The sequence below is a fragment of the Magnetococcales bacterium genome (genome assembly GCA_015228815.1).
Taxonomy (GTDB): Bacteria; Pseudomonadota; Magnetococcia; order Magnetococcales; family UBA8363; genus UBA8363.
On sequence record JADGCV010000012.1, the window covers coordinates 21,579 to 47,997 of the forward strand.

At 58.5% G+C, this 26,419-nt stretch carries 20 protein-coding genes and 1 CRISPR repeat array; of the genes, 7 read left to right on the forward strand and 13 right to left on the reverse strand.

Features of this window, described 5'->3' with window-relative positions; translation table 11 throughout:
* Window positions 1–29: 29 nt before the first annotated feature.
* From cmr6 to HQL76_06990, 12 genes are all read right to left on the reverse strand, one after another.
* Window positions 30–893 carry a type III-B CRISPR module RAMP protein Cmr6 gene (gene cmr6, locus HQL76_06935; GenBank protein ID MBF0108890.1) on the reverse strand — a complete coding sequence of 288 codons (864 nt, stop codon included), beginning with the start codon at window positions 891–893 and terminating at the stop codon, window positions 30–32.
* Window positions 890–1,264 (reverse strand): hypothetical protein, encoded by a 375-nt coding sequence (locus tag HQL76_06940; GenBank protein MBF0108891.1) that lies wholly within the window; start codon window positions 1,262–1,264, stop codon window positions 890–892. The genes cmr6 and HQL76_06940 overlap by 4 nt, the downstream gene beginning before the upstream one ends.
* The gene (cmr4, locus tag HQL76_06945; GenBank protein MBF0108892.1) at window positions 1,261–2,271 is read right to left on the reverse strand and encodes a type III-B CRISPR module RAMP protein Cmr4; all 1,011 of its coding nucleotides are present in this window, start codon (window positions 2,269–2,271) and stop codon (window positions 1,261–1,263) included. Before cmr4 ends, HQL76_06940 begins: the two co-directional genes overlap by 4 nt.
* Entirely contained in the window at window positions 2,268–3,581 is a 1,314-nt protein-coding gene (locus HQL76_06950; protein MBF0108893.1) for a hypothetical protein, read from the reverse strand. Before HQL76_06950 ends, cmr4 begins: the two co-directional genes overlap by 4 nt.
* Window positions 3,574–7,101, reverse strand: a complete 3,528-nt coding sequence (gene cas10 / locus HQL76_06955; protein ID MBF0108894.1) for a type III-B CRISPR-associated protein Cas10/Cmr2 — start codon at window positions 7,099–7,101, stop codon at window positions 3,574–3,576. Before cas10 ends, HQL76_06950 begins: the two co-directional genes overlap by 8 nt.
* A gap of 6 nt (window positions 7,102–7,107) precedes the next feature.
* Entirely contained in the window at window positions 7,108–8,328 is a 1,221-nt protein-coding gene (gene cmr1 / locus HQL76_06960; protein MBF0108895.1) for a type III-B CRISPR module RAMP protein Cmr1, read from the reverse strand.
* Window positions 8,313–10,361 carry a hypothetical protein gene (locus tag HQL76_06965; GenBank protein MBF0108896.1) on the reverse strand — a complete coding sequence of 683 codons (2,049 nt, stop codon included), beginning with the start codon at window positions 10,359–10,361 and terminating at the stop codon, window positions 8,313–8,315. The genes cmr1 and HQL76_06965 overlap by 16 nt, the downstream gene beginning before the upstream one ends.
* Window positions 10,358–11,104, reverse strand: a complete 747-nt coding sequence (locus tag HQL76_06970) for a hypothetical protein (GenBank protein ID MBF0108897.1) — start codon at window positions 11,102–11,104, stop codon at window positions 10,358–10,360. Before HQL76_06970 ends, HQL76_06965 begins: the two co-directional genes overlap by 4 nt.
* Window positions 11,101–12,942, reverse strand: coding sequence for an SIR2 family protein (locus tag HQL76_06975; protein ID MBF0108898.1), 1,842 nt, complete (start codon window positions 12,940–12,942; stop codon window positions 11,101–11,103). Before HQL76_06975 ends, HQL76_06970 begins: the two co-directional genes overlap by 4 nt.
* Window positions 12,943–13,786: 844 nt before the next feature.
* Window positions 13,787–14,597: a CRISPR direct-repeat array (repeat unit 37 nt; unit sequence GTCTCAATCCCCTTTCATGCGGGGCGATGACTGCAAG).
* 299 nt (window positions 14,598–14,896) lie between these two features.
* On the reverse strand, window positions 14,897–15,664 hold the full coding sequence (locus HQL76_06980) for a hypothetical protein (protein ID MBF0108899.1): 768 nt from the start codon (window positions 15,662–15,664) through the stop codon (window positions 14,897–14,899).
* Complete coding sequence (locus HQL76_06985; GenBank protein ID MBF0108900.1) at window positions 15,661–16,995, reverse strand: permease; 1,335 nt, start codon at window positions 16,993–16,995, stop codon at window positions 15,661–15,663. Before HQL76_06985 ends, HQL76_06980 begins: the two co-directional genes overlap by 4 nt.
* 107 nt (window positions 16,996–17,102) lie before the next feature.
* The gene (locus HQL76_06990; protein ID MBF0108901.1) at window positions 17,103–17,792 is read right to left on the reverse strand and encodes an apolipoprotein A1/A4/E family protein; all 690 of its coding nucleotides are present in this window, start codon (window positions 17,790–17,792) and stop codon (window positions 17,103–17,105) included.
* A gap of 80 nt (window positions 17,793–17,872) precedes the next feature.
* Between HQL76_06990 and HQL76_06995 the strand changes: the two genes are divergently transcribed.
* The 7 genes from HQL76_06995 to HQL76_07025 all read left to right on the forward strand — a co-directional run bounded on the left by HQL76_06995 (window position 17,873) and on the right by HQL76_07025 (window position 25,017).
* Window positions 17,873–18,787 (forward strand): NERD domain-containing protein, encoded by a 915-nt coding sequence (locus tag HQL76_06995; GenBank protein ID MBF0108902.1) that lies wholly within the window; start codon window positions 17,873–17,875, stop codon window positions 18,785–18,787.
* A 627-nt stretch (window positions 18,788–19,414) separates the two neighbouring features.
* A complete protein-coding gene (locus HQL76_07000) occupies window positions 19,415–20,233 on the forward strand; it encodes a hypothetical protein (GenBank protein MBF0108903.1) in 819 nt (272 codons plus the stop codon).
* A 31-nt stretch (window positions 20,234–20,264) separates the two neighbouring features.
* Window positions 20,265–20,417, forward strand: coding sequence for a hypothetical protein (locus HQL76_07005; protein ID MBF0108904.1), 153 nt, complete (start codon window positions 20,265–20,267; stop codon window positions 20,415–20,417).
* Window positions 20,414–20,662 carry a hypothetical protein gene (locus tag HQL76_07010; GenBank protein MBF0108905.1) on the forward strand — a complete coding sequence of 83 codons (249 nt, stop codon included), beginning with the start codon at window positions 20,414–20,416 and terminating at the stop codon, window positions 20,660–20,662. Before HQL76_07005 ends, HQL76_07010 begins: the two co-directional genes overlap by 4 nt.
* Entirely contained in the window at window positions 20,659–21,036 is a 378-nt protein-coding gene (locus HQL76_07015) for a HEPN domain-containing protein (protein ID MBF0108906.1), read from the forward strand. Before HQL76_07010 ends, HQL76_07015 begins: the two co-directional genes overlap by 4 nt.
* The gene (locus tag HQL76_07020; protein MBF0108907.1) at window positions 21,015–21,341 is read left to right on the forward strand and encodes a nucleotidyltransferase domain-containing protein; all 327 of its coding nucleotides are present in this window, start codon (window positions 21,015–21,017) and stop codon (window positions 21,339–21,341) included. The genes HQL76_07015 and HQL76_07020 overlap by 22 nt, the downstream gene beginning before the upstream one ends.
* A gap of 16 nt (window positions 21,342–21,357) precedes the next feature.
* A complete protein-coding gene (locus HQL76_07025) occupies window positions 21,358–25,017 on the forward strand; it encodes a phage resistance protein (protein ID MBF0108908.1) in 3,660 nt (1,219 codons plus the stop codon).
* A 275-nt stretch (window positions 25,018–25,292) separates the two neighbouring features.
* Here HQL76_07025 and HQL76_07030 read toward each other — a convergent pair whose 3' ends face one another.
* Window positions 25,293–26,369, reverse strand: a complete 1,077-nt coding sequence (locus HQL76_07030) for a radical SAM protein (GenBank protein ID MBF0108909.1) — start codon at window positions 26,367–26,369, stop codon at window positions 25,293–25,295.
* Window positions 26,370–26,419: the final 50 nt, after the last annotated feature.

Consider the following 26,419-nt stretch of genomic DNA (forward strand, 5'->3'; position numbering starts at 1 on the left):
TTTCCCCCCGGCGACGGTGGCCTCGTTGGTCATTCGTCTCGGCGAGGTTGTCGCATCAGGCCATAACCGCTGGCCCTCTTGGCTCCGAGTCCGAGGGTTTCCAGGGCCGTGATCAGCAGGTTCCCCGCTTCTTCAAGATCGATTTTGGACCCTGGTCGTTGTCGAATGGGAAAGGCGAATCGGCTTCCCTGATCCAGGGCAAGGAACAGGACCGGTACCGGACTTTCGGTTTCACTGGGAAAATCGGCCTTGTCCTTGATCGGTTGGGCATAATACCGGGGATGGTGGCAGTTGACGATATCGACCACAAGTCTTGGCCATTTCGTTGGCCAGGCATCCATGAAGATCAGGGCACCCCGACCGTTTGCCGAGTCATCGGGCGTTATTTCGGGTCCGAACCAGCGTTCGATTGTACGCGGGTCCCAGTCCTGAAGGACGGCCATGCGGCGGCAGACCCCCTTGATGGCCGATCCGGGCAACACCGGAACGCCACTGACCGGTTCGAACGTGAATCCGTTCTCGGAAGGGTGATCGTTGCCGAGGCCCATGGCCAGGCGCCATTCGACCTCGCCGAGCACCTGTTGCATGGACAATCGTTTTTTCATCCATTCACGCCGGAGCCGTTGTTCTTTCAGAACCATGTTTCCGGGGTGGTCCTTGTTTTTTTCTGCGTTGAAGTCGTCAACGAATGCGCGCAGCGGACCGAATAATGGACGGCGCTCGATCGTGCGTTTTCCCGTGTTCCATTGCCACAGAGGCAGATAACGGTCGAAGATCAGGCCGGCATTGCCACGTTTCGTCAGTTCCGGGGCCGTGGCCAACAGTCGGGACAGGGCATTGTCGTGGGCACTGATGCGATGATCGATGATGAGATCGGCGTCCATGGTTTTCATTTCGCTTTCTGGTTGGCCCAGAGTGCCTCTGCCAGTACTTTTGTCTGTTCCATCAAGACCATCGCCTCGTGTTGCATCTTCAGATACCCGCCGCGGTCGGCTTCGATACATTCTTTCAACAGATCCAGGAAGTTCGAGGAAGGTGTCCTTCCCAACAATCCTTCCGCGAGAATTTCCAGCATCCGGTCGTCACAGGGGTCGCCACCGCGGATCAGGTCCGCCACCACCATCACCAAACCCTGCGTTCGCAGTCGGACCGGCAGTCCGCGCACCCGCTGCACGGCTTTTTCCTGGTCACGTTTCCAGGAGGAGACCTTGTCATAAATCAGACGGTTGCGCTCTCGTTCCCGGAAGATGCCGTTTCCGTTCATGGTGTTTCTCCGACGCGCTGCCAATGACACAGGCCATGCCCCACGGTTTCGTTGCCGCCCATCTGCACGATTTCCAGGAGGTTCCAGTTTTTGGTGAGCGACTCCAGGGGGGGAATCTTGTTGGCGCCGGTGACGGCGCTGTGGGGAAAGGTTTTCTGTCGGCGTTCTCCCACGAACACGGCGAAAAGACACTCGGGCGGCAGATATTCTTCGTACCAGAGGTTGCCCGATTCTTCTTTTCCCGTCTCTTCGTTGTACCAGGTGTCGGTGGTTTTTCCCTGCGTCAGTTGGATGCGCGCCCGCACCGGAACCACCCGGTGCATGAGGTCGTTGAAATGCGCGTCGGGAATCACCGCAAGGTTGCGCTGCAACCGCTGCCGGGTGAACGGCTCCTGAACGGGCAGCAGACGGGAGAGCCATTCGGCGATTGTGTCCGTTGCCGGGGAGGGGACCACGTTTTCTTTTCCAACGTAGTGCAGATCCTCCAGGACCATGGTGCCTGGTGTGTTGTTGCTGGGGCACAGGGCATGATCCGTCACGGGCATGATTGTTTTCCAGTTTTCGGGCAGAAAACCAGGCAGCCCGAGGCTGAGCAAATCACGATGCAGGGTTTCCAGGATCAGGGGGCAGGTGACGTGCCGGAACGGTTGATCCATGGACCGGACCGGATAGGCCAGGAGCCGTCCTTCGGTAAAGAGGAGGCCCCCCGCCAACATCCTGGGTTTGTCCGCCTGTTTTTCCTCTGGGGATTTGTTGTTTCCGCGGTCGTCTTCCGGCGCTTTCAGAGTGGTTCCGAACAGTTGTTCGATGGATGCGGGATCCATGTCGGCATCTTCCCAGGCCTGGCGCGCCACCCCCTTGAGGGCGGACGCCGGGATGATGGGAAAGCCGGTGACGGCGTCCCGGGCGATCGGAAGATCCACCGCGCCCATGGTCCGACCGCTTCCCACATGAAGCGGCGCCAGGGTATGGATGCCGGTCAACAGGGTTTGTTTCCAAAGGCTCATTTGCGGGGCTCCCATTCTTCAGGTCCAAGACCAACCAGAACATGTCCAAAGCCGAACGCCGCATCCTCCTCCCTGGCTGCCGCCAGGTTGGCGTTGTGCAAGGTTTTCAAAAACTCAAGCCGGGCCGTTTCGTTGGCCCCCTTCAGCGTGAAATGGAGGACGCTGCCCGCCGGGATCATCCCGCGGGTGGGACGGGTGGTTCCCTGGGCCATGCGGTATCCGCCCACCAGGACCTGCCGTCGGCAAAGCCATGCCTGGGGACAAAACGTCACCCCCAGGGATCGGGCCGCATGAAACACGCGGGCCAGACGGGGCGGGTCCTTTTCCGTGCAGTCGGGTTCCTGGGGCCTTTCTGTTGCGGGGGGGCTGTCGGTCGGGTGGCGCAGGTCTGTTTCCGTCCAGTCGGTCGGGGTGAGCGGCAGCAGCCAACCGTATCCTTCATCCTGTTGCGCCAGGGTTTCAAGGTGGTCCCCACGCAGCAGCGTTTCCCAGGAGGGATGAAATCGTGGCGCGGGTTCGAAGGCGCCGAGAACCCGGCGGAATCCCAGTCCGACGACGCCCCGATGCAGGGCATCGACCGGGATCCGCGGCGCAAGTTCGCCCCGCAGACAGCCCAGAAGAACGGCATTGCCGCCAAAACGTAATGATTTCATCGTATACAGCATGCCATGTTCCGCGGTGCGCGTCCGCGGATCCAGGGCCAGGCCGGTATGGTCCTCTTCCTGGACGCCGGGGGGCAAGGGGGTATGCACATGGTCCTTCGAATGCCAGGTACCCTTGCCGGCAAGGGCCCACAGCAGATTGTCCGGCCCGATCCAACCGGAGAGGGGCTCCGACCAGTCTTCGTCGGGGCGGCCAAACAGCAGGGATTGCGTGGCATGGACCGCCGAGGTCAACCCTTCGGTCTCTTGCAGCCGGATGACCTTGGTTGGTCGTGGCGCCCGTTTTCGTTCCGGGTCGCGCAGCAGAAAGCGTGGAACCGGTACCCACGGGGCGACGACCGGTCCGTTTTCCGATTTCTGGATGTTGGCGATCAAGGGGCCTTGCAACTGCCAGCCCGCCGGGAGGCGATCGGGGCCCCCGATCAGTCGCTCCCGTTCGTCACGGGCGTGACGGGACCAGTCATCAAGATTCAGCGCCGGTACCGCCGATTGCAGCAGGTGGGTCCGCACCGCGCCTTGAAAGGCGAAGGGGGACGGAGGAAATCCGGAAGAGAAGCCATGGTCGTCGCCGGCGTTTCTTGTCCGGGGTTGCCCGAACAACACCGGTTCCAAGGGACGCAGCATGAACCAGTCGCGGGATTCACTCATCCTCGTCCTCCTGATCCGCACGCGCCAGGGCGCGGCAAAGGAGCAGTCCGTCCACACTGCGTTCCATGGCTTTTTCCAGGGACGTGTCCATCTCGCGATCGAACGCCTGCAGGATCTCTTCGGGACTGCGCTCCATGTCTTTTTCCTTGGGCGCGTTCATCCGGTCGTGTTTCATGAGGGACTCGGTCTGGTGGGCGATGCCCTCGTGCCAGAGGTTCAGAATGTCCGCGAACCCGGGCGGTCGGGCGCCATCCAGTGCCAGATGCAGCAATCCCGTCAGAAGCTGTTGGCGTTTTTCGTCCCGTTCTTCCTGCTTTTCCCGGTCCAGGGCGAGCCATGCCGCGGAAAGCGTGGCGGCATGGTCCCGCAGTTTGTAGGGCAACCGCCCCGGAATGACTCCTTTGGCAAAGCCGCTCCGGATCCGGTTCATGAGTCCGGAGGCGACACCCTGGTCCGGTCCCTGTCCCTGGCCGCCACTCCATTTCATGGCGAAGGTGGTCTTGACGCCGTTCCTGGAAAAGTGACTGGCCGCCACGGCATTCCGGTTCATCCGTTCCTTGGCGTGTTCTTCCAGAAGATGGTGCGCCTGGTGCAGCAATTCGGACATGGGGGTCTTGAAATGGGCAAAGACGATTCCCGCCGAAAGGGACGCCCCTTTTCCCAACAGTGGCACAACCTCGCCATTCGCCGCGGTGGGACGCCAATCGGTGGACTCTTCCTCCTCCGCGACATGTTTGGCCAGATGTTCCCGGAGTACCGGCAGACGGATGACCCGTGTCTTGGGGTCGGTGGCGTGTTCCTTGGGCAACGGTATGTGAAACCGCTGCCGTGCCGCCTCGGGATCGAAGGTGTCGTTGCGGGCGGCCTGGCTGTTTTCCTTCCGGGAGCGCCATCCCCAGGGTGATTTTTCATCTTTGGTTCCGAAACCTTGGGTATCGATGATCCATCCGGCGGAAAAAAGTTGGCGCAGCCGCGCGGCCAGGTTCAGGGCATCCGCCGCCGGGGCCAGACAGAGCAGTTCGTCGCCGCCGCAATAGATCAATCGGCCCCCGAACTCCTGTTCCACAACCCATGGCACGATCCGATTGGTGAATTCCGCCAGGGCGCGGCTGACGAAGGCATGCAGCGACGGTCCCATCAGACGGTGGGCGTCCAACAGATCGATCCATCCCGCCCTCTGAAGATGGGGATGCGTTTCCATTTTTTTTACGAAGTCCGGGTGGATGACATCCCGCCATCGGGCATGGATGCGTTCTTCATCCCCCAGCAACAAACGTCCCATGCCGTCGGCATCCATGGCGATCACCGCCAGCATGGTGGCGGGTCTGCCATTCAGTTTTTTGTCCGCCTTGTGCCGCAGATGCGCAATCTTCCGGGTCAGTCGTCGCAGCTTGTCGTGGTCCGATGGTGGACATCGGGACCAGAGAACTTCCGCCGTTGTGGGAAACAGGGTCAGTTGCGGGTCGTACTCCAGAAAGGTATTCCGTTCTTTTCCGCATGCCCGGCTCAGACGCGGCAGACCGTGGGGAAAGTGGCTGCGGGGAATTCCCGCGGCCTGGGCGGCATCGACCACGGCCTGCCGCTCCAGGGCCAGGTCGGGATCGACCGCGAGTTTGGCGAGAAATTCCTGGGCGGCGATGGCGGCGGTCGCGGGAAACGGCAGACGGATGGTGTCATCATGGTCGGTGACCGTGGCAACGTTTGCCGATATGCCGGCCCACAGAGGGTTGATGCCGGCCAGTTCAGTGTCGCGCCGTCCAGCAGGCACCAGAAAGCGTCGGATGGCGCATACGGGGCACAGCCGTTCATTCCCGCGCCGCTCCGGATCAAGTTTGCCATGACTCCAGAATGTTTTGGCCCGTTGCAGCATTCCCTCCAGATGTTCTCCACGCGCGGCGCCTCCCAGGGCGGGACGGACGCTGCACTGGGTGCAGGGGACGCCGCCGGGATTGAGGGTCGGTGGTTCGTGGCGGCGCTCCTTGGCCATCCGATGGAGAACCGCCAGTTTATGGTGGGTGGGGGCATAATCAAATCCCCGTTCCAATTGCAGATAAGTCAAATTGCTTCGACCGAATACCCTTCGTGCGCTTTCGTAGTTGTTCCAATCCTTGCGGGGGATCCAGGGTTCGAGTCGCTGCGCCCGTTCCTTCAGGGCCTCTTTGTCATCTTCGGGGACCGGCTTTTGGTTTTTCCAGTCCTGGCATGGCAGGGCCGGACCCAGAAGGCTGTTGGCATTTTCGATTCGGTCCGGTTTGATCCACGGAACGGCGCTCCAGGTGCAGATCAGGGGACAGGCATGATGATCCTTCCACTGTGTTTGCCAATCCACGTCGGGCAGCCCGAGCCTTTTCATCCAGTCGAACACCAGCCCGGCCAGTTCTTCCCAGCGGTTCTTCATGGCCTCTTCGGCCTTGGCGGCGATGGTTTCCAGGGGATGCAGGTGTGTCCCATCCGCGCCCCGGGGCAGCAGGGCGGTGAAGGTGTTGGGCAGCAGAGCGGCGTAGGTAACCGGATCGGCGTCCTGCGGCAGCCATTCCCGGTTTTCCCGTCCCAGATGGACATCCACCAGATGGTTGCCACGCAGGTCGGGATAAAGAATGGCGTCGGGTCCATAGTGCATGACGATGGGCCGCATGGCGTGCCAGGAAAGATCCGACAGCAGCATGGAGCCCATCCACAGGTCGCGTCCCGTCCGGGCAGTCTGGATGAAACGGCTCGCCGGCCCCATGGAAAACTTGAAAAGCCATGGTTGTTGCGAGGGCAGCAGTTTTTTATCCTCTCTGTTCACAAAGGCCAGGGACGAGGCCATGCGTGTGTGATCCCAGATCGAATGATCGGGGCAGCGGGTCTCGGCGGGCATTTCCCGCCATAAAAGTGGGTGATCGCCATTGCGCATCATCTGTTCGCGCAGGCACCGCCACAGGCGCATGAACCGGTCACGGTTGTCGCCGGGCAACAATCGCGCCGCTTCTTCCGTCGCGGCTTTTTCTTCGGCGTCATCTTCCAGTTCTTCCGTCGCTGCGTTTTTCGCCGCCGTTTCTTCCTCGGCGTCATCTTCCGGATCATGGTTCTGGAAAAAATTTTCTCTGACCTTCTCCTCGTGTGGCCTGACCTTGCCCTTGAGGTCAGTAACACTCCCAGGACGTACATCCAGATGCCATCCCGGCATCAACGGATGGGTGATGATGGGCGTGCCGGGCCAGTGCAGATTAAGATGAGGTTTTTCCCAGCGCGGAGGTGAAAGAACCGGTCGGTCGGCGCCCGCCAGGGCGCGATCGGGTTCCTTGGGCCAGGGGGGCTTTGGTTTTCTGCCTTTCTTTCCTTGTTCTTTTGCTTCCTTCTGCTTTTTTTCCTGTTTTTCGATGTATTCCAGTTCCTTCTCGTGGAAAATTTCCAGAAAGCGCAGCCAGTCCATGGCGGCTTTCTCATGTCCCCCTTTACTATGGAAATAAAACGGCTTGCCCGGAGGATCGTGAAGAAGCTGCATCACCTTCAAACGCCAGAATTCTTTTTCATCCACGGCGATTCATCCCGTTGCAAGTGCGTTCATGAAGTCATCCATGGCATTGGTGGCCGGTGGATGGAGGGGGCGACCCTGAAAGCGGATGGCGGCGGGAGGGGTTTCTCCGGGAACGTCGCCATCGAGGCGGAGAAAAAAGGGGTGAATCTTCTGACCCAGACGGGTAAGCCGCAGATGCAACAGGCTGCCATGGCGTTCCAGGGTGGTTTTTCCCGGTTCGTCGAAGGGAAGAAACATGACTTCGTTCTGGCGCATCCCGGGGAGGGATGTAAAGCGGAAGGTGAGCGGCAGGCCGAAGCAGGCCCGGTCGGGGGAGCGGTCCATATTCTGGCCGGTGTTTTTGTTCAGGGCAATCAGTTGTTCCTTGACCCGTTCGTAGTCGGGCTTGCGTCGCAGGCGGAAGGTTTGCAGCTTCAGGCCGCAGTCCGCCAGGGCCTGGTCCCACAGGTGTGGTTGATAGGCGCCCAGAAAAGGGCCGATCCGGAATCGTTGACCAAGATGGGGTTGGTGCGTGTCCGATTTGGCCGGTCCAAGCCATTGGCGGAACCGTTCCAGGGTGGCATCGAATTCCCGCCGCCATTGCGCCTCGTCCCGGCAGTTGGCCAGCAGGGGCAGTTCCGCCAATTCGGAAAATTCGCCCTCTTCCACCTGCCACTCCCGGAGGACCAGGCTGCCAAAACCTCGATGGTTGCGGCTTCCGAGACCTCCCAGATGTCCCAGAAGCCACCAGGAGGCGAGGAAGGCCTGACGCCAGCTTGAATCCATCGGTCGTGGAATGATGCAGCGCAGGTCGAATCGTGTACTGGCGGCCAGGGCGGTGCGGTTTTCGTTGCCCTTCATCACAAACGGATATCCCAGGTACACCAGACCGTTTCTGGTCTCCCTTCCCTGTCCCTTGTTGAAACGCTTCCGAATCGTTTCGGTTTCCCATTCCCAGTGTGTGTCCGGGGTTGGTTTTGGCGCCACGCTCAGGAGGAACGGCGCCTGTCCCGCCCCTTCACCCGCGCCGCCCATGAATCGATGTTCCCGGGTGAATCGGATGGTGTGGTCGCGACCTTGGCGGCGGACCGTTGGGGTCAGGATTTTGTTAAAGTCGGGATCGACCGCCCGATACCAGAAGCGGAGCGCCCCCTTGATGGACGGGGGACGCAATTCCGCCTTCCCTTCCGCGCCACCCAGAAACATGGGGGAGAGGATTTCGAACGACAATTTCAATCGGGTGACCATGGATAACGCTCCAACATGCGAACAAACCGTTGCCTGGATTCTCCTTGCCCGCTGCCGGTGGGCATCACCGACATCTCTTCCACGCTTGGCCCTTTTGTCGGGGACCAGTCGGTAAAACGCAGCAGACGCATGGTGCCTCCCTCGGGTGGTACCAGGAGATCGAGCAGATTGTTGGTAAGATCTTCGTGGTGGCTGGAAAGGATGATCTGGCGTTTGTCCTGGGGGTAGGAAGAGACGCCGGCAGGGACGTAGGCCAGTTGGCGCCACAGCAGCGATTCGCGGGTCAGATTGGCCAGATCATAGGGGGTGGTCAGATCGTCCAGAAGAATCACCCGGTGCGCAAGATAAGGGGTGACTCCCACATTCTGGGCCACAAGAAAAGCCACCGCTGCCTGGGCCTTCTGGCCGGTCGAAAGATGTTTAATCTCCCGACCATCCTGTGCCTTCAGTGCGATCGATCGGCGTGTCTTGGTGTCATCCTCGGTGGATGGCTCCATCATGGGTTCCAATGTCATGGGATAAATACCTTCGACCATGCTGAAGCGGATCAACACATCGTTGAGATGCTCCGTCAAAGACGTCATCATCGGTTTGGATGGGGTCTCCCGTACCTGATCGACACACAGGGCGAGCAGAGCGTCCAGACTGGCGAGTTCCGTCTCGGCCAACTCCAGTGCTTTCCGCTTTTCTCGGTATGCTTCCTGTTTGGTGACCGCCTGCCACTGGATGCGGAATTCGTGTTTGAATTGATTGAACTTTTTACGCAACTCATCCAACCGCTCCAGTTCCTCGGAAATTTTTACCTTGGCAAGTTTGTCCTCAATCTTCATCAACTCTTTTTCATGTGAGGAAAGATCCGTCTTTGCCGTGCGTCTGGGGGCCAGCCAATTTCTCAGGGATGTGGCGCAGTCATCGGCCTGTCTTTTTTGAACTTTGTCGAGTTCCTCAAAGACCCGGACAAGGAGACCCGGTGGGAACGAAGATTTCGTCTCATTCTCCTGGGGCCCGAAATTGGCTTTGGCCCACCGTTGCGCGTTTTCGGCCAGGGCGTCGAAAATTTCCAACGCTCCGGGCAACCCCGAAGATATGGCTTCGAAGTGCGAAACTTCTTCATCAAGCCTTGGGTATTTCTCTTTAATGTCAGTTATGGCACGTTCCAGATCGTTTTTTTGTTTCAGGAGCCGTCTGACCTCCTCGGACTCGGAATCCGTGCCGGCCTTGCGTTTTGCGTCTTCGATTGCCGTCTCGATCCATCCGGAGACCCGATCCATGAAACGTTCCGGGTCGTCGCGTTCCTTGTCGCGTTGGCGTTTGGGATAGTCGCGTGTCCACGCTGCCAGGGTGGAAAAATCGGTACAGTTCACCCATGCGGGCAGTTCGGGAATCCGCTGCCGCAACTCTGTATGGATGGGAGAGAATGAATCAACGATCAGGCGGTTCAACGTGTCGAATCGTGATGGAGCATCGGCGTTATTCAGGCACCGTCCGATTGACCTACGGGTGTCGGCAATTTTCTTTAGGTTATCGTTCATGACGCGGACCAGGTTGCCCCAATGCTCCGGCAGCGGTTCCAGAACATCCCGAAGGGTTTTCCCGGACGCAATCTTGTCAAACTGCCAATCTACCCGATCCTGAAAAAAACAGCTCAATCGCGCTTTCAGTTCCTGGTTGCCGGTACCGAGCCTGCCGTCGGGAAGCCCGACGACGAGATGACTCTTTGTTGACGTCCAGGATACGGTGCCCGGCACATCGTGGTCCAACGCCACCCTGGCCTCGATTCGTGTCTGGCGTTCTTTCTGCGCCTCTTCCCGGAAACCGAAGGAGATGCAGTCCTTATCACTACCGAAAGGGTGATACCCCGTCAAAAGAAGTTGCAACGCCGAGAGCAGACTGCTTTTGCCTGAACCGTTGAAGCCGGAAATGAGTACCACGTCGGCATCCAGATTCAGGGTATGGTTTTCGCCGACGAAGCCGCGAAAATGACTCAGGGTCACTTCTTTGATTCTGCGGATGGGGCTACTTTCCGTGCTCATGATGTTTTGTCCACTCGGGTTGCCTTGGTTGCGCGGTCCAGTATTTCCTGAATGAACGCTTCGCAATTGTTCGTGTGTTTTGGATTATCGTTTTTGAGATCCTGTTCCAGGGACCGCAACAACGCCCCGGTGGCCGTGGTTGTCGCGGCAGGTTTTGTTGTCTCGCCTTCTTTCAGGTTTGCCTGCATGCCGGTCCGCACCGTCTCCAGAAGGCTCCGCTTGTCTTTGACCGACAGGGGCGCATGGGAAATGGGCAGGAATCCGGGATCGAGCAGTTTTTGCAACAGGTGATCGCTTTGCGGTATCCGTTGATCCGCCGATTCCGCCGATTCCGCCGATTCCGCCGATTCCGCCGATTCCGCCGATTCCGCCGATTCCGCCGATTTCCGGGCGACGAACAGCAGAAATCTTCCTCGATGCCATTCCTGGTCACCGGGCCAGCGCATCACGGAGGAGGACAGATTCTGCGGCAGTCCATCCAGTTCCACGACCCCCACAACCGGTCGCATCATGTCCGCCTCCAAGGTTATCAATCCCAGGTGGACGAGCATGGCGTAGAGTTCCTTCCGCGGCGGATCATCATCCGTGTCCATGACGTCCTCCCGCCAGGACAGTCGGGCCGCCAGACACACATGACTGAGATACAGGTCGGGGATTTTCCAGAAACGTCCCGGCATGACAAAGGGCGTGTCCCCATCACGCGACAATCGCATGGACTCAAGGGTTGGTCGGCTTGTCATCATGACGCTCCTCTGGTCAAAGGAACAAGTCGTGCCCGTGGACCCGGCGGGGGCGAGGTGGCGACGATGTTTGGAAAAATTCCCGGCGAAAAACGTTCCGGCTTGTCTGCCCTTTGCAACAACTCTTCCGCCGAAATCGGCACGGCCCGACCGATGCGCAATGGCCCTGAATCGGAACTGTGTTCCTTCCAACGCACCCATTCCTGTTTTCCTGATTTCATTTCCGGGAGTACCACAAACCACAGGACCCGGCTTGCGGGCGCGACGGTCTCGGGCAGCTTCGTCGAGGTGATTTTCAAGGATACTTTGTCACTCCAAGCCTTGCGGGCCACCAGAATGATGTTCATGGGGTCGCTGGTCGGAGTGCCTTTGTCGATCAATGGAATCTCCAGGCCCAGGCCCGGGCGCGTACCGACGACAGCACTGCCACCCGTGACGTTCAGTCTGTCGCCCATCATGAGGATGAGAAAGAGCAGAAGGCTTGAAAGAAACACCGAATCTTCCAAAAACGGCAAATACCAGTCGGTTCCGTCCTTCAGGGGCAGCCGGTCGGGGTGTCTGACCGCGAAGGCATAACGCCACAGGAGCAACGGCCCCCTGGGGTCGATCGCCGCAGGTTGGAACAGTCCGGGAGCGTATCCGAAGTATGGCTGCGATCCGGGGTCTGGCCAACCACAGGCATGACGGGGGCAGACATGGTTCACCAGGTGTTCCGACCACAAAGAGGGACGGTCCGTCAGGTCGGATAACCATTGAAAAAAACGTCCTGCCTTTCCGGCATGTATGGCAATCAGCCGGCAACAGGCAGCGGTGAACAGTTTTTGGAAGAAAAGATCCGCCGGCATTTGGGACCCGTTGTGTCCCAGTTTGGAAGCATCCGTTCCCAGGAGAACATTTTTGAGCAGTGGCTCGATTCTTTGTTTGGGATTCGTGTCCTCTGTCGGGGCACTCCAGGCCTCCTGAAACGCATGCAGAAGTTGCAGTTGCACAAAACTAAGCGTCTCTTCGTAGGCGACAATGAAGGGGGCGTTGGGTTGATCGGCGGCTTGGCAGGGCGGGATGCCGCGGGATCTGCCATGTGTGTGGGTGGCGAATTCTTCGGCGATGGTGATGGTGGTGTGGCGTACCTGGGGTTCGTCACTGCCGAACCCCACGAACAGCAGGGCATATCGTCTTGCCCGGTCCCGCAACATGTCCTGGGCCCACTGCCGCTCGCGGAAACGTTGCAACTGCCGTTGTGTCAGAATGATTCGGGAGGCATCCCCGGTGCTCGAATAATCCCCGGCACAACCATTGATTTTGTAGAGGCGCGGAACTGGATTTCGGTCAAGGGTGTCTGTCCATGCCTCTCCTCCGCCATGCTGATAGCTTGGCAAATCGCAGATGACTCGCAACGGTGTTTGGTTTTGGGGGAAGGGGCCGAAACTTTGCCGAAATGCCTCTTCGATGCAGCAATCATAGTTGGTTGAAATGATCTCCGTGATCAATCCTTCGCGGGCCAGACAGGCCAGATAGCGATGCGCCGGCGTGGGACGCAACCCTGCGAAACTGTGGATCCCGGCGTGTTCACAGGCGGTTGTTTTGTCCCCGAAGATGGCAACCAGTTCGGCGAGCTGGTCCAGACGGTCGTCCTGGAAATCGTATGGAATCGACCCCTCTTTCACGGTGTTTGCCAGGAAGCGGCACAGTCCTCGACGCATGAACTCGGTGGTAGGTTTGAAGTCGAGATCTTCGTCACAGGTGGCCGAAAGACTGATACCCGCACCGACGAAAGGGATCACCCGTCCTTCAAACATGCGACGCAGCAGGCGGTTGAATCGTTCGTGCGTCTCCGGCGGCATGATTCCGGGTCTTTCGTTGATGGATAACGGAGTGGACCCGGACAGACACGTAGTCGTTTGCCAGGCCGTTTTGCGAAAGCGTCTTCCGCATCGTCGGGCATACAACCACAAATGAAATTCTTCCGCAAGGAAATTTTAAGTAGTTTTCTGGTAACCGATCAGGATCCCCTTGATTTTTCCCCGCTACCTCTGGGAGAGGGGCAGGGGACCGGCGCTTTGATGACCATCCCTCCAGCGAACACCGAACATGGATGTCACCTCTCAATCCCCTCCCATGCGGGGCGATGACTTCAAGAAGCAGTAGAGCAGAATGGATATGCTTTACAAGATGTAGTCTCAATCCCCTTTCATGCGGTGCGATGACTGCAAGAATTCTCAGAGTGGACTACGGCAAGCCAATGCCGGTCACATGTTTCAATCCCCTTTCATGCGGGGCGATGACTTCAAGAAGCAGTAGAGCAGAATGGATATGCTTTACAAGATGTAGTCTCAATCCCCTTTCATGCGGGGCGATGACTGCAAGACTTAAATGGTACTTGGAAATGAATGAAGGACACGTAGCGTCTCAATCCCCTTTCATGCGGGGCGATGACTGCAAGACGCCTTTGAGTCTGGCGTTGTTGGACGAGGCGACCGACGAGTCTCAATCCCCTTTCATGCGGGGCGATGACTGCAAGGAGTCCGTCGCCGGGACCGACATACCAACCCAGTCCGAGTCTCAATCCCCTTTCATGCGGGGCGATGACTGCAAGAAGTGGGCGGGTGGCGATCGGAATGACTTCGCGCGTCTGGTAGTCTCAATCCCCTTTCATGCGGGGCGATGACTGCAAGGATGGATCGTCCAGTCTCAATCCCCTTTCATGCGGGGCGATGACTGCAAGGCTATTGCGTGAGCAATAGCAGGTAAATCACTTTCCCAAGTCTCAATCCCCTTTCATGCGGGGCGATGACTGCAAGAAAAAATAAAAAATGGAGGGAAAAGGAAATGAAAATGAGTCTCAATCCCCTTTCATGCGGGGCGATGACTGCAAGAAACAGAAGCCCCCAAACCTGCACAAGGGGGCCTATTCCCCCCGTCTCAATCCCCTTTCATGCGGGGCGATGACTGCAAGTCGATGAAAAGACGAAACCGCACGATCCGAAATATAACAAGGTCTCAATCCCCTTTCATGCGGGGCGATGACTGCAAGTCGGGAGAATTCATTATCCTCGTCCGGTATCCGAGATATTGTCTCAATCCCCTTTCATGCGGGGCGATGACTGCAAGCCGGTCGAAATTAACGAGTTCTACGCCGACCATCCCCAGGGTCTCAATCCCCTTTCATGCGGGGCGATGACTGCAAGTCATTGAGGGTAGTGGGGGGGTAGTATCCGGGTTGAAATCGTCTCAATCCCCTTTCATGCGGGGCGATGACTGCAAGATCGGAAATAAGCTGCAAGTGAAAGTCGCAATAAAAGAAAGTCTCAATCCCCTTTCATGCGGGGCGATGACTGCAAGAGAGCAAGGTGAGAAAAATATAGTGTCAAGCGCAACATTAGTGTCTCAATCCCCTTTACATGCGGGGCGATGACTGCAAGAAAACATTGTGCCATGGATCAACAACAGTAAAATCATTATGTCTCAATCCCCTTTCATGCGGGGCGATGACTGCAAGTTCCTACACTGCATGCCATTAAGAAACAAGGAAAAATTTAACGCTTTTTCGTAACGTGTCGTGATCGGGCGTGGTGGAAGGGGTATGGGGTGTTCTTTTTGGAGGCAGTGCAAAAAAATATGAGACGAATCAATTGGTTAAAATTTTCGTAACCGGAACGGAAATTCGGCGTGAAAACGGTTACGGCGGGATGGCGGTGATACGAGGGTTTTGATCGGTTGTTTCGAGTCCTGGATTTCCGCTTTATGGTCAACCGCCGCGGGAATGACAAAGACGACGCATCCTGGGATGGTTTTGGTTTACATGGCATCCAGCCAACTCAGATAGGGTTGTTGTGGTTGGGGGATGGACGCCATGGTGAGGACACGGAGGGCCAGGACCCTGGGTTCGCCCGGCAGGGGACGGGTGATTCCCTGTACCCGCAACCATTCACCCGCGACCGGTACAGATTCTTTTGGAATTCCTTCCAGGACCACCGCCACCGGGGAGGCGTCCGCGGCACAGCAGGCGATGGCGAACCGATAAAGGACGATCACCCCTTCGGCGCCACGTTCCGGAAACCGTTTTTGCGCGTCCTCGTCGTTCATGAACGCCACCCGTCCCACCAATTCGACCCGCGCCTGGATTTCGAGAACCTCGTGAACATAAAGGTCGATCAAGGTGACGGGAAAGAATTCCCCAGGCCCGAGGCGCGATGGATCGTAACCGATCGTCCCCGGTTCCCGGGTTGGATCATAAACCCGCATCTGGATGCCGTTGCGCAGGTTTGCGACATCCAGGTTCAATGTCGTCACCCCCATCGCCACCGCCAGGAGCAGGGGGGTCCAATGGCCCGCCGTTTCCATGAGGAGGGCCAGGTGATGACGCCAGGGCAACCGGATGGTTCCCGACCGCTTGACCGGGGCGCCGACAAAGACGACCAGCAACAAAAACGTTCCCAGCCACAGGATGGTCCTCTGCGTATCGGCCAGATAGGCGCCATCCCGCCCCGCGAGGATCATGAACAGGAAAAAGGCCAGCCAACCAACAAGTCTGAAATCGTTCCAAACCGCCAACGGACGCATCACATCCACCCTTCCATGCCGAACATGAATAAATACCATTCGTCATACCATTCCTGGGGAATCAGGTGCAGCAACAGAATGTAGGCAGCGACGCCCAGGGGAATCACCAGGGCCAGACGAAGAATGAAGCCGGTCCGGAAAACGGTGCGGTACATGAGCAGCAGTTTGAGGTCGAGCATCGGTCCCAGAACCAGAAATGCCAGATGGGCATTCCGGTCGAATTCCACGAAACTGGCGGCGACGAAGGCATCGGCCTCGGAGCACAGGGAAAGAATGAACGACAAGGCCATCATCACTGCCGGGCCACTGACCTTTCCTTCCCCGATCCGGGTCAGATCCGACGGATCGATGAATGTTTTCAGCAGGCTTGCCAGAAAAACCCCGAAGAGAAAATAAAGCCCCATCTCCAGGAAATCATGCCGCGCATGGAGCAAGGCATGCTGTAACCTGTGGCGCCATTCCTCCCCTTCCGGTCCATGATGATCGACAAGGCAGGATGCGTCGGTACACGAGGTGCCGGGACCATGGGGCAACGGCAAGGGATGGGTCTGGACCGGGCCCGAAAGGAGCGGCACGATCGGAATCATGGCGCGGCGGTCCCACGGGGGAAGGCTTTGTGGCTGGTCGGGGACGAGTACCGGTTGCCGCGTGAAGAACAACAGGAAAAAGCCGATGACCATGGCCACAAGAACCCCTCCGAGGCCGCGCAACAACGGATAGAGGGAATCCTGATTGAAGGCCAGCCAGGTGCCCGTCAGGACGACCGGATTGACGATGGGCGCCGCCAACATCCACGCCACCGCGTGCGGCAGGGGCAAACCCTTGGACAACAGCCGCCGCATCACCAACACCACCCCGCACTCGCACGTGGGAAACAACGGCGCCGAAAGAATCACCGCCGGGATGCCAAGCCATCCCAGACGCCTGGCAAAACGGGGCAGCAGATACTGGGGAACGAAAATTTCGATCATCGCCGCGACGAAGGCCCCCAGAATCATGTACGGCGCCGCTTCCAGCGCGATGGATACAAAAAAGGTCGTGAAATTCTCCCGCCATCGGATTTCCGGGGGCATGTTGAGGCTGCCAAATGTGGGGGTCGGTGGCCCATCCCATCCCTGCCACAGGGGCTGAAACAGGAAGATCGATGAAAACCCCAGGATCAAGACCGCGACGATCCAGCGTTCGTGATCGATCTCCGGCGCGGGGGCTACCGGTTCCGGCCCAGGGGATGTGCCCGATGACCCGCGTTTTCTTTGGCTTGGTTCCATCATCTGTCCTCGGTGATCGTTCACCATCCCCGCTTCCTGCTGGAAGAGGGCTTTGGGTGCGGGCAAACAAAAATTCCATGATTCAACGATCCGTCGCAATCCTTTTGACGCGGCGCTTCGGGAAAAATGAACGCCATTCATCAGGGGGGGGGGGAAGCGACTCCTCCGCAGGTTCACTTTCCCCCCTGCGACGGTGGCATCGTCTGACGCATCTCCGCGCCGGGAACAGGGACGAACTGGACCGGCAGAGGCCACGCCCGCATGATGCCAAAGAGGATGCCGATACCCGCCAGGATCATCCCCCCCAGCTTGATGATCATCCGCAGTTCGAGTTCCCTGATTCGTGTTTCCGCCTTGGTGTCGAGTTCCTTGAAACGTGTTTCCGCCTTGGTGTCGAGTTCCTTGAGGCTGGTCTGCATTCTGGCATCGAGTTCTTTGATGCTGGTTTGTGTCTTGGCGTCGAGTTCCTTGAGGCTGGTCTGCATTCTGGCATCGAGTTCTTTGATGCTGGTTTGTGTCTTGGCGTCGAGTTCCTTGATGCTGGTTTGTGTCTTGGCGTCGAGTTCCTTGATACTTGTTTCCAATTTGGTATCAAGTTCTTTGATACTTGTTTCCAATTTGGTATCAAGTTCCTTGATATCTCGTTGCAGATCGGAATGGACCTTCTCGATTTTAAGGTCAAGTTCCTTGATATCCCGTTTGAGGCCCGCGTTGATTTCGGCCAGGTCTTTCCTGGTGGCCAGTCGTTCCTCGATCAGGCTGAAAAAGGCTTCCGCCTGGAGGGCTGCCTGTTGTTCCGTCAACCCGGCATCCTTGAGTTTCCGGACATAGGCATAGGTGTCGAACGCGGTGGCATTGCACATGATGGTTTCTCCTTCCATGGGACAAGTTTACAACACTGCCTTCGGCAACGTCCATTCCCGATGTCTGCCGGCCTGGGGCCATGGGTGCGTTGTTTCTGGCCGTTGGTCCATTCACGCCGATTGAATTTTTTTCGGTCCCGGTCGGCGGTTTCCAGGTACAAACGATCAAAGGTTTTTTCCTGGTTGAAATCAAGAGCCGCCCCGGTCGTCTGACCGGCAATGCCGGCGTGTGGGTCTGGATCCAGGAGGGTCGGGAGCATGTGTACGACAACCCGCTCCTACTTGCCAACCGCAAGGCCAGGAAACTCATCGCTTTGCTGCGCCGCCAGAAGGCGTTGTCGGATCGCACGTTATTTCTTGAAGCGCTGATTTTCTGTTCCGCGGAGGATCTCGAATGCGATCTGGATCAGCATGCGCGCACCGGGGTGTGGCTGAGAGACCGGGAAGTCGAAGGGGACAAGCCGGGTCGTCAGGGGATCCTCCATGCATTGACCAAGGCGCTGACTCCGGAAGAGGTGCGGCGATTCCAGCGCATCGACCGCTCCATGGCCAGGAAGGTCTGCCGGGGCCTGGAAAAGGCAGGGATTCGCCGCGCCAACACGTACCGGCGGGTTGGCCAGTACCAACTGGGCCATCTGCTGGCCGAGGAGGACTTCTACCAGGAGTGGGAAGCACGGCATGTCACTCTGGAGAAAATCTTCCGCCGGGTGCGGATCTATTCGGCTTCATCCAGGGAGAAGGGCACCCGGGAGGCCATCATCCGTGCGGCCCGGCGGGAGTTCCAGATCCTGGAAGGCATCGAGCATCCCGGGATTCTGCGCGCGGAGAACTATGTCGAGCATGAACTGGGGTTCACTCGGAGTTGTTGGAGCGTTTCGGGGGTGATCTGCTTCGGGCGTTCAACCATTTGGAGGAGCACGGCATTTCCCACCGGGACATCAAGCCGGGCAATCTGGGCCTGGTGGCGTCCGGCAGCAAGGGCAAGCTGCATCTGATCCTGTTTGATTTCTCCCTGGCGAGGATCCCGCCGGACAACATTCGCGCCGGCACGCCGCCCTATCTGGACCCGTTTCTCAAGGATGCCTCGCGCCGCCGGTGGGATCTGCATGCCGAGCGCTTTGCGGCGGCGGTCACTCTGTACGAGATGGCCACGGGAACCGTTCCCAAGTGGGGCGACGGCAGGAGCGATCCTGCGCTCCTGAGCTGTGAGGCGACCATTGACAGCGCGTTGTTCGAGCCTTCTCTGCGTGAGGGGTTGAGCGCATTTTTCACCAAGGCGCTGGCGCGTTCGGTCAAGAATCGCTTCGACACCTGCGAGGAGATGCTCAAGGCGTTCAGCCAGTTGTTCCGGGAGGTGGAACGGGCCGAACGCAGTACGGGCGCAGGCCACGCCGGCGATTGGGCCACCCTGCCGGAGCCGATCTCCCTGGAAACCCCGGTGGTGTTCCTGTCGTTCAGCGACCGGGCATTGAGTGCCCTTGAGCGGATGGATTTGCGGACCGTCGGCGATTTCCTGGGTGTCCATATCGACGGCCTCTCCCGCATTCGGGGGGGGGGACGTCAGACCCAGAAGGAGCTGACCCAGGTCCATCGCACGCTGGCGCCGCGTTTTCCGGAGTTGCATGTCACCGGCCCGCCCCAAAGCGGCGATGGACGATGCCTTGGCCCCGGAAGCGGAGGTGCAGAGCGTTGACCTGTTGGCCCGGCAGTTGATCCCGGCTCCGGCGCGGGCGGGTTCGGACGCCGAGCCTCGCGTCCTGGAGCTGCACCTGGGTTTGAAGGATCCGGTGGCGGTTTTCTCGACTCAGGCTCTCTGGCCCGGGCAGGCCGAGATTGCCGATGCGGTGGGCGTGACCCGGGGGCGGATCAGCCAGATCGTGGGCAAGGCGCGCACCCTCTGGGCCAAGCGGATTCCATCATTGACGGCGCTGCGTGGGGAGATTGCCGAACTGCTGAACGGGGCGGGCGGCGTCATGACCCTGAGCGAGTTGAGCAATGCGGTGTTGGCTTTGCGGGGTTCCGCCCGGATGGCGCCGGAGCGTTTTCGCACCGCCCAGGCGGTGACCCGGGCTGCGTTGGAGGTGGATCGCGGCATGAAGTCGCCGCGTTGGATCGAACGGCGCGGCGACGGGCAGGTGTTTCTGGCCCAGGACGAGGACGACCGGGGGCAGGAGCGGGCCGACTATGCCCTGAGGCTGGGCCGCGCCGCCGATGAGCTGGCCGGGCAGGATCCTCTGCCCACGCCGTCCCGGGTGATGGAGCGGCTGCAAGGGGAGCGATCGCCTCGGGATATGGCCCTGCTTTCCACCGCTCGTTTGCTGAAGCTGGCCGTCAGCGCCTCTCGCCATGCGGCCCTCTCCAGCCGGTTGGAGATCTATGCCGGTGATTACCCCGGGCGAGTGGGCGCGTATTCCGGATGGGTGGATTCATGGACTGCATGAGCGGCCCAACGCATGAGGGCGAGAGAATTTCATGATCAATGCCGCGACATTATTGAAGGATTTGAAAGGGCTGCTGCCCGGTCTGGAGGAGGATATCCGCGCCCGGCTGGAGGAGATGCCCGAAGAGAAGGCGCGGCTGGTCTGCAACAGGCCCTGGCCCTGGCGGGTTATTTCATCAGCATGAAGGAGAACGAGGGCTGGTCTGCCGAACGACTCACCCCCCTGCTGGCCGGATTGCTGGAGTTGTTGCCCTGGCTCAAACAGTGGCACAATGCGCCGGATCCCACCTTCGATACCGGCATGGGGGATCACTTCGCCGGATTCATCGACGAACAGTTGCGCGAACTGAAGATGACCGAAGCGAAGGTGCGATCCTGGTCTCCACCCCAGACCGCACGCCGTCGAGGAGGGAAAAGGAACATGTCATGAACATTGCCAGGCATACCGACTATTGGCGTAAAGGGTCCGGAGGCGATTGGGAGGCGGCAGAAATTTTGCTCGAAAAGGGCAAGATACAGCAAGGTCTGTTTTTTCTGCATTTGGCCATGGAAAAACTGATCAAGGCCCACGTCTGCCGGATCACACGGCAGCTTCCTCCAAAGAGTCACAATTTGATCCGCCTTCTGGAACTGACGGGACTCGACCCCGGCTTGAGCGAAAAAAGACTGTTGTTGGAGTTGAACGACTTCTGCATGGAGGGGCGCTATCCTGATGAACTGGCACCGCCACCATCGCACAAAGAAGCATTGGCCATTCTGTATCGAATCCAGGAGGTGCGCATATGGTTGCACAACCAGTCGTAGAAGCCGTGCAAAATTACATCAAGGCTCTACAGCTTGCTGGAATCGCCGTTGATTTTGCCGTCCTTTACGGATCCCATGCACGAGGCGAAGCAACGGAATGGAGCGATATCGATGTGATGGTGGTTTCTCCGCTCTTCGACCAGGAGAAACGTCGTGATGACATCAATCGTCTCTGGTACGCCACGTTGGAGTCAGACACGCGCATCGAGCCGGTTGGCGTAGGCACAAGGCAATGGGAACTCGACGATGGTATCCCCCTGATCGAAATCGCCCGCCGCGAAGGCCAGATCATCCACCCAACATGACCTGGGAAATCACAACATGACACTGATCAAGGAACTCATCGAAATACCCGAGCGGGTTCACAAGGGGGATTTTGTCCTGCGCCTTGCCGAGGGGGTGGAGCGGGCCGACGAGACCTTGCGTCATTACGTGGTGACGCCTCAGCTCAAGGAGCGCTTCGACCACGCCATCACCTTCGTCAAAAGCGCAGTGGACAACCAGGCCAGCAAGGCGGCCTATCTCCATGGCAGCTTTGGCAGCGGCAAATCCCACTTCATGGCGGTCTTGCACCTCCTGCTTCAGCACAATCCCGATGCCCGGGCCATCCCTGAACTGTCCCCGGTGGTGGCCAAACACGATGGTTGGCTCACTGGAAAAAAACTGCTCATGGTTCCGTACCACATGATTGGCGCGATCAGCATGGAGTCGGCCATTCTGGGAGGGTTTGTCCAGCATGTGCGCAAGCGCCATCCGGAAGCGGGCATCCCCGGCGTTTACCTGGCCGAAGGGATCTTCCGGGATGCCATCAAGTTGCGCGAAGAGATCGGCGACTACGGGTTTTTCCCCATGCTCAACGGCCCGGTCAAGGAGGAAGGCGACTGGGGAGCGTTGGAAGTGACATGGTATCCCAAACGATTTGACGAGGCATTGAAACAACCTCCCGGGGGTGAGCTGCGCACGGCCCTGGTCGGCGATCTGGTGAAAAACATCTTTACCGCCCATGCCAGTTTGGCCGCGACCCAGGAGGAGGCCTTCGTCCCTCTGGAGGAGGGCCTCGCCATCATCAGCCGTTTCGCCCGGGGGCTGGGTTATGACGGGCTGATTTTGTTTCTGGACGAGCTGATCCTGTGGCTGGCCAGCCATGTGGCCGACCTGAAATTTGTCAGTGCCGAGATCCAGAAGGTGATCAAGCTGGTGGAGTCCGGCGATGGCCAGCGCCCCGTGCCCATCATCAGCTTCGTCGCCCGTCAGCAGGACCTGCGGGAGCTGGTGGGCGAGCACATGCCCGGGGTCCAAAGGCTCTCCTTCGCCGACACCCTGAAATATTGGGAGGGGCGCTTCGACATCATCACCCTGGAAGACCGCAACCTGCCGTTGATCGCCGAAAAGCGGGTGCTGCGCCCCAAATCCGATGCCGCCCGCGCCCAACTGCAAACCGCTTTCGAGACCGCTACCAGGGTTCGGGAGGAGATCCTCTCCACCCTGCTCACCAGCAACGGTGACCGGGAGATGTTTCGCCGGGTCTACCCCTTCAGCCCGGCCCTGGTGCAGGCCCTGGTGGCCCTCTCCTCGGTGCTGCAACGGGAACGCACCGCGCTGAAAGTGATGATCCAACTACTGGTCAACCAGAGGGAGACCCTGGAGCTGGGTCGGATCGTGCCCGTGGGCGACCTCTACGATGCCATCGCCGACGAGGCCGAACCTTTCACCAGCGAGATGCGCCACCACTTTGAAAACGCCCGCAAGCTCTACCGGCAGAAGCTCTTGCCCATGCTGGAAAAGGATCATGCCGTGCGGGCGGAAAACATTGCCGATCTGCCGGTGACCGACGTCAAACGTCGCGCTTTTTTGACCGACGACCGGCTGGTGAAGACCCTGCTGCTCTCGGCCCTGGTTCCGGCGGTGGAGTGTTTCAAGGGTCTCAACGCCTCGCGCCTGACGGCGCTCAACCATGGCAATGTGCGTGCGCCCATTCCCGGGCAGGAAGCGGGCATCGTTCTGCAGAAATGCCGCAAGTGGGCCGGACAGGTGGGCGAGATCAAGATCGGCGACGAACCGACCAACCCGACCCTGTCGGTGCAACTGACCGGCGTGGACATCGAAACCATCCTGGAAAAGGCCCGTGGTGTGGACAACCCGGGCAGCCGGGCCAAGAAAATCCGCGAGATTTTGTTCGCCGCCCTGGGCATTTCCGATTCGGACGCCCTGTTCGGGGTAGAGGTCGTCCACACATGGCGGGGGACCTCCCGAGCCCTGGACGTGGTCTTTGCCAACATTCGCGAGATGGCCGACGAGACCCTCAAGGGTGGCGAAGAGCGTTGGAAGGCCGTCATCGACTTTCCCTTCGACGTGGCGGGGTACACCCCGTTGGATGACCTGGCCACCCTGGAGCGCTTCCGCAACCGCAACAAACCCAGCCGCACCTTTTGCTGGTTGCCGTCCTTTTTCAGTCGTGAGGTGCAGCGGGATCTGGGCTCACTGGTGGTGATGGAGCATGTTCTGACCAGCGACGATCGCTTCCGCGGCTATACGGGCCATCTCTCGGAAATCGAACGCGCATCGGCCAAGAGCCTGATGGACAACCAGCGCAGCCAGCTCAGGCAGTATGTGCAAAACTGCCTGGAGGGGGCCTATGGCATCACCTTGGCGGCCCCCGGAACCCTGGATGGAGCGCACAATCTTGCCGACCACTTTCAGTCCCTGGATCCCACCTTCCAGCTCCGCCCGCCGGTGGCGGCCAATCTGAAGGGTGGCTTTCTCCATTTGGTGGAGCAGGCCCTGGGCCATCAGTTCCCGGCCCATCCCCGGTTCGAGGCGGAGATCAAGGCCGCCAACCTCAAGCGGGTGATGGAAGAGGTCATCCGGGCCATCCAGTCCAGCGAAGGGCGCGTGGGCGTGGAAAAGCCCCTGCGCTCGCTGATGAAGCAGATTGCCACCCCCCTGCTGTTGGGCGAAATGTATGAAACCCATTTCGTGCGGGACACGCACTGGAAAACCCATTTCGAACGCAAGATCATCGACCACGGCAGTCTGACCACCGTGTACCACCTGCGGCAATGGACCGACGACCCCAAACCCATGGGGCTCCCCACCGTTGCCCAGAACCTGTTGATCCTGCTCTTCGCCCAGCAGACCAACCGGGTTTTCATGCGGCACGGCATGGTGATTCAGCCCAATCTGGAACGCATTCCCGACGATGCCGTTCTGCATCAACAGATATTGCCGGAACAGACCGCATGGGAACGGGCCGTGGATCGTGCGGGATCCATTTTTGGCATTTCTGTCTCACCTCTGTGCAATGCCGCCAATGTGGTCAACCTGGCCCAGGAGATTCAGAACCGGCTGGCCCTCCATCTGGAGCCTTGCCGCCGTTTGGCCAAGGCGCTGGGAGAACGGAGCCAGGCGCTTTCTCTGCCCGGGGATGCTGCCCGCAAACAGAGCGCGGATTCCGTGCTCGCTCTGCTGGAAAAAATGCGCCATGTCGAGGCCAATGCCCTGGTGACCATTCTGTCCGAGTGGGCGATCCCCACCAGCAAGGAAAGCCTGGGCAAAAGCCTGAAGAAAGCCGCCGATGTTCTGGCCTCCCTGAATGGCGCCGAATGGGACATTCTGGAGGTGGCATGGGGATTGACGGACGAACGGCAAACCCTGGCTCGGGCCAACCGGGCCAAGGTGATCGACGCCCTGTCCCGGGACGAACTGGTGGTTTCCCTGGGCGCTGTGTTGCGGGAGGCACGGAACGAAGCGGTGCGATTGTTGGGGCTACCAGCCAAACCGAGGCCACCCGTTTCGCCACCGGAACCGCCCATGGTCATCCCGTCGGGTCCGCGCGGTCGCAGGATTTTCGCGACCGTATCCCGGCAGGGGGTGGCCAGGGCCGAGGCCAAACGGGTTTTGCAAGGGATCGAACAGCAACTGGACCAGCACCCTCATGCCTCGATGACCATCGAAGTCCGCATCGAAGGGGAAGAGGAGTAGAATTTGCGCCCGATGGTAACCGTTCAGACCCCCTCTCCCTCCGGGAGAGGGTCGGGGTGAGGAGAAACAGAAACTCCATCATTCAAAGGGCTGTGGTGATCCTTGAAGAACCATTCCAATTGCTTGATTTCGTGACGAGATCTTTCTATGGAATTACCGTTGATCAAAGCGCCGGTTCCCTCACCCCTGCCCCTCTCCCAGAGGGAGAGGGGAAAAAATCCAGGGGGGGGCTGAATGGTTACGAACGGTTACCAATTTGGAAGGAACGGAAGACCTCAAGGGGCAAAGATCAAGGTAGGGAGATAGCCGTCATGGATACACGGTCTTGAACCATGAACGTGTACATTCAACTGAATGTCTCCCCAGTCGGCAGCGACGTCATTGTTTTCCAGCGGACAATAAGGATCCCGGCAATCCATGGTTTGATGCCAGATGATACGGCGATCAAAAGCACCGCCCTTGCAATGGTGTTTGACCGGACAGCCATCACAGGAACGTGGCCACTCGAAGTTCAATTTGTGGTGACCGATCAACCGGTCTGGCAACAGTTGATCGCTCAGATCCAGTTCAAGGATATGTCCCCGTTTCCAATCCGAAGAGACCAAATAAGTTGAGGGGGTTACCGAGCCATCGGGCAGAATGCGAAGACTGGATGTGCCGGAACAGTCTTTTTTTTCCTCATTGCCGATGAGTGCGGAGATGAGCGGATCCGCCAATGAAACCACTTTATGATTGCCAATTATCCACTTCAGGGAGCTTTTTAAGGCGCCATATGACAAAACGGGTATTTTTTGTCCTGCGTTTGGCCTGAAAATATTGATGCGTACAAAACAACCGCGTTCGGTTGCTATTGCAAAGATTTTTTCAAGATTTTCTTTTGTCAGAGTTTGATCGATCCCCAGCATGGTCAGTGTTGTGGTCATCCCTTTGGAGCGGCACAGGTCGATACAGTCCAACGCCCAACGGTACGCATGCTCATTGTTGCGGAAGTTGTTTTGTTTTTGTTCATCGGCGAAATCCAGAGAGATGTCCACTTCCTCCAGGGCGGAGAAAATGATTTCCTGTTTATCGGGGGCCAGTTCCACGAGGCTGCCGTTGGTGGTCAGGGCCTGGGAGATGTCCGGGAAAGATTTGGCCACATGCGACAAAAGAGAGATCCATTCCGATGACAGGGTGTTCTCACCTGTTCCATAATTAATGGAATCGATATAGGAATAATTCCTGTCGATGAATTGAATATTATTAAGAAGTGGCGAATCATTATGAGTTGATCTTGACTCTTTGCTGTAACAAAATTCGCATTTCATATTGCATGCCGAGGTTGTTCCCCACCCAATGTGCCATTTCTTCATTTTCAATTCCATGCTTATTAGAGAAAACCAGAAGAACCTTGTCGCGTTTT

Coding starts and splice junctions, on each gene's coding strand:
- cmr6 (MBF0108890.1), bottom strand. CDS start 893: ATGAAAACCATGGACGCCGATCTCATCATCGATCATCGCATCAGTGCC.
- HQL76_06940 (MBF0108891.1), bottom strand. CDS start 1,264: ATGAACGGAAACGGCATCTTCCGGGAACGAGAGCGCAACCGTCTGATT.
- cmr4 (MBF0108892.1), bottom strand. CDS start 2,271: ATGAGCCTTTGGAAACAAACCCTGTTGACCGGCATCCATACCCTGGCG.
- HQL76_06950 (MBF0108893.1), bottom strand. CDS start 3,581: ATGAGTGAATCCCGCGACTGGTTCATGCTGCGTCCCTTGGAACCGGTG.
- cmr1 (MBF0108895.1), bottom strand. CDS start 8,328: ATGGTCACCCGATTGAAATTGTCGTTCGAAATCCTCTCCCCCATGTTT.
- HQL76_06965 (MBF0108896.1), bottom strand. CDS start 10,361: ATGAGCACGGAAAGTAGCCCCATCCGCAGAATCAAAGAAGTGACCCTG.
- HQL76_06970 (MBF0108897.1), bottom strand. CDS start 11,104: ATGATGACAAGCCGACCAACCCTTGAGTCCATGCGATTGTCGCGTGAT.
- HQL76_06975 (MBF0108898.1), bottom strand. CDS start 12,942: ATGCCGCCGGAGACGCACGAACGATTCAACCGCCTGCTGCGTCGCATG.
- HQL76_06990 (MBF0108901.1), bottom strand. CDS start 17,792: ATGTGCAATGCCACCGCGTTCGACACCTATGCCTATGTCCGGAAACTC.
- HQL76_06995 (MBF0108902.1), top strand. CDS start 17,873: ATGGGTGCGTTGTTTCTGGCCGTTGGTCCATTCACGCCGATTGAATTT.
- HQL76_07000 (MBF0108903.1), top strand. CDS start 19,415: ATGTCACCGGCCCGCCCCAAAGCGGCGATGGACGATGCCTTGGCCCCG.
- HQL76_07005 (MBF0108904.1), top strand. CDS start 20,265: ATGATCAATGCCGCGACATTATTGAAGGATTTGAAAGGGCTGCTGCCC.
- HQL76_07010 (MBF0108905.1), top strand. CDS start 20,414: ATGAAGGAGAACGAGGGCTGGTCTGCCGAACGACTCACCCCCCTGCTG.
- HQL76_07015 (MBF0108906.1), top strand. CDS start 20,659: ATGAACATTGCCAGGCATACCGACTATTGGCGTAAAGGGTCCGGAGGC.
- HQL76_07020 (MBF0108907.1), top strand. CDS start 21,015: ATGGTTGCACAACCAGTCGTAGAAGCCGTGCAAAATTACATCAAGGCT.
- HQL76_07025 (MBF0108908.1), top strand. CDS start 21,358: ATGACACTGATCAAGGAACTCATCGAAATACCCGAGCGGGTTCACAAG.
- HQL76_07030 (MBF0108909.1), bottom strand. CDS start 26,369: ATGAAGAAATGGCACATTGGGTGGGGAACAACCTCGGCATGCAATATG.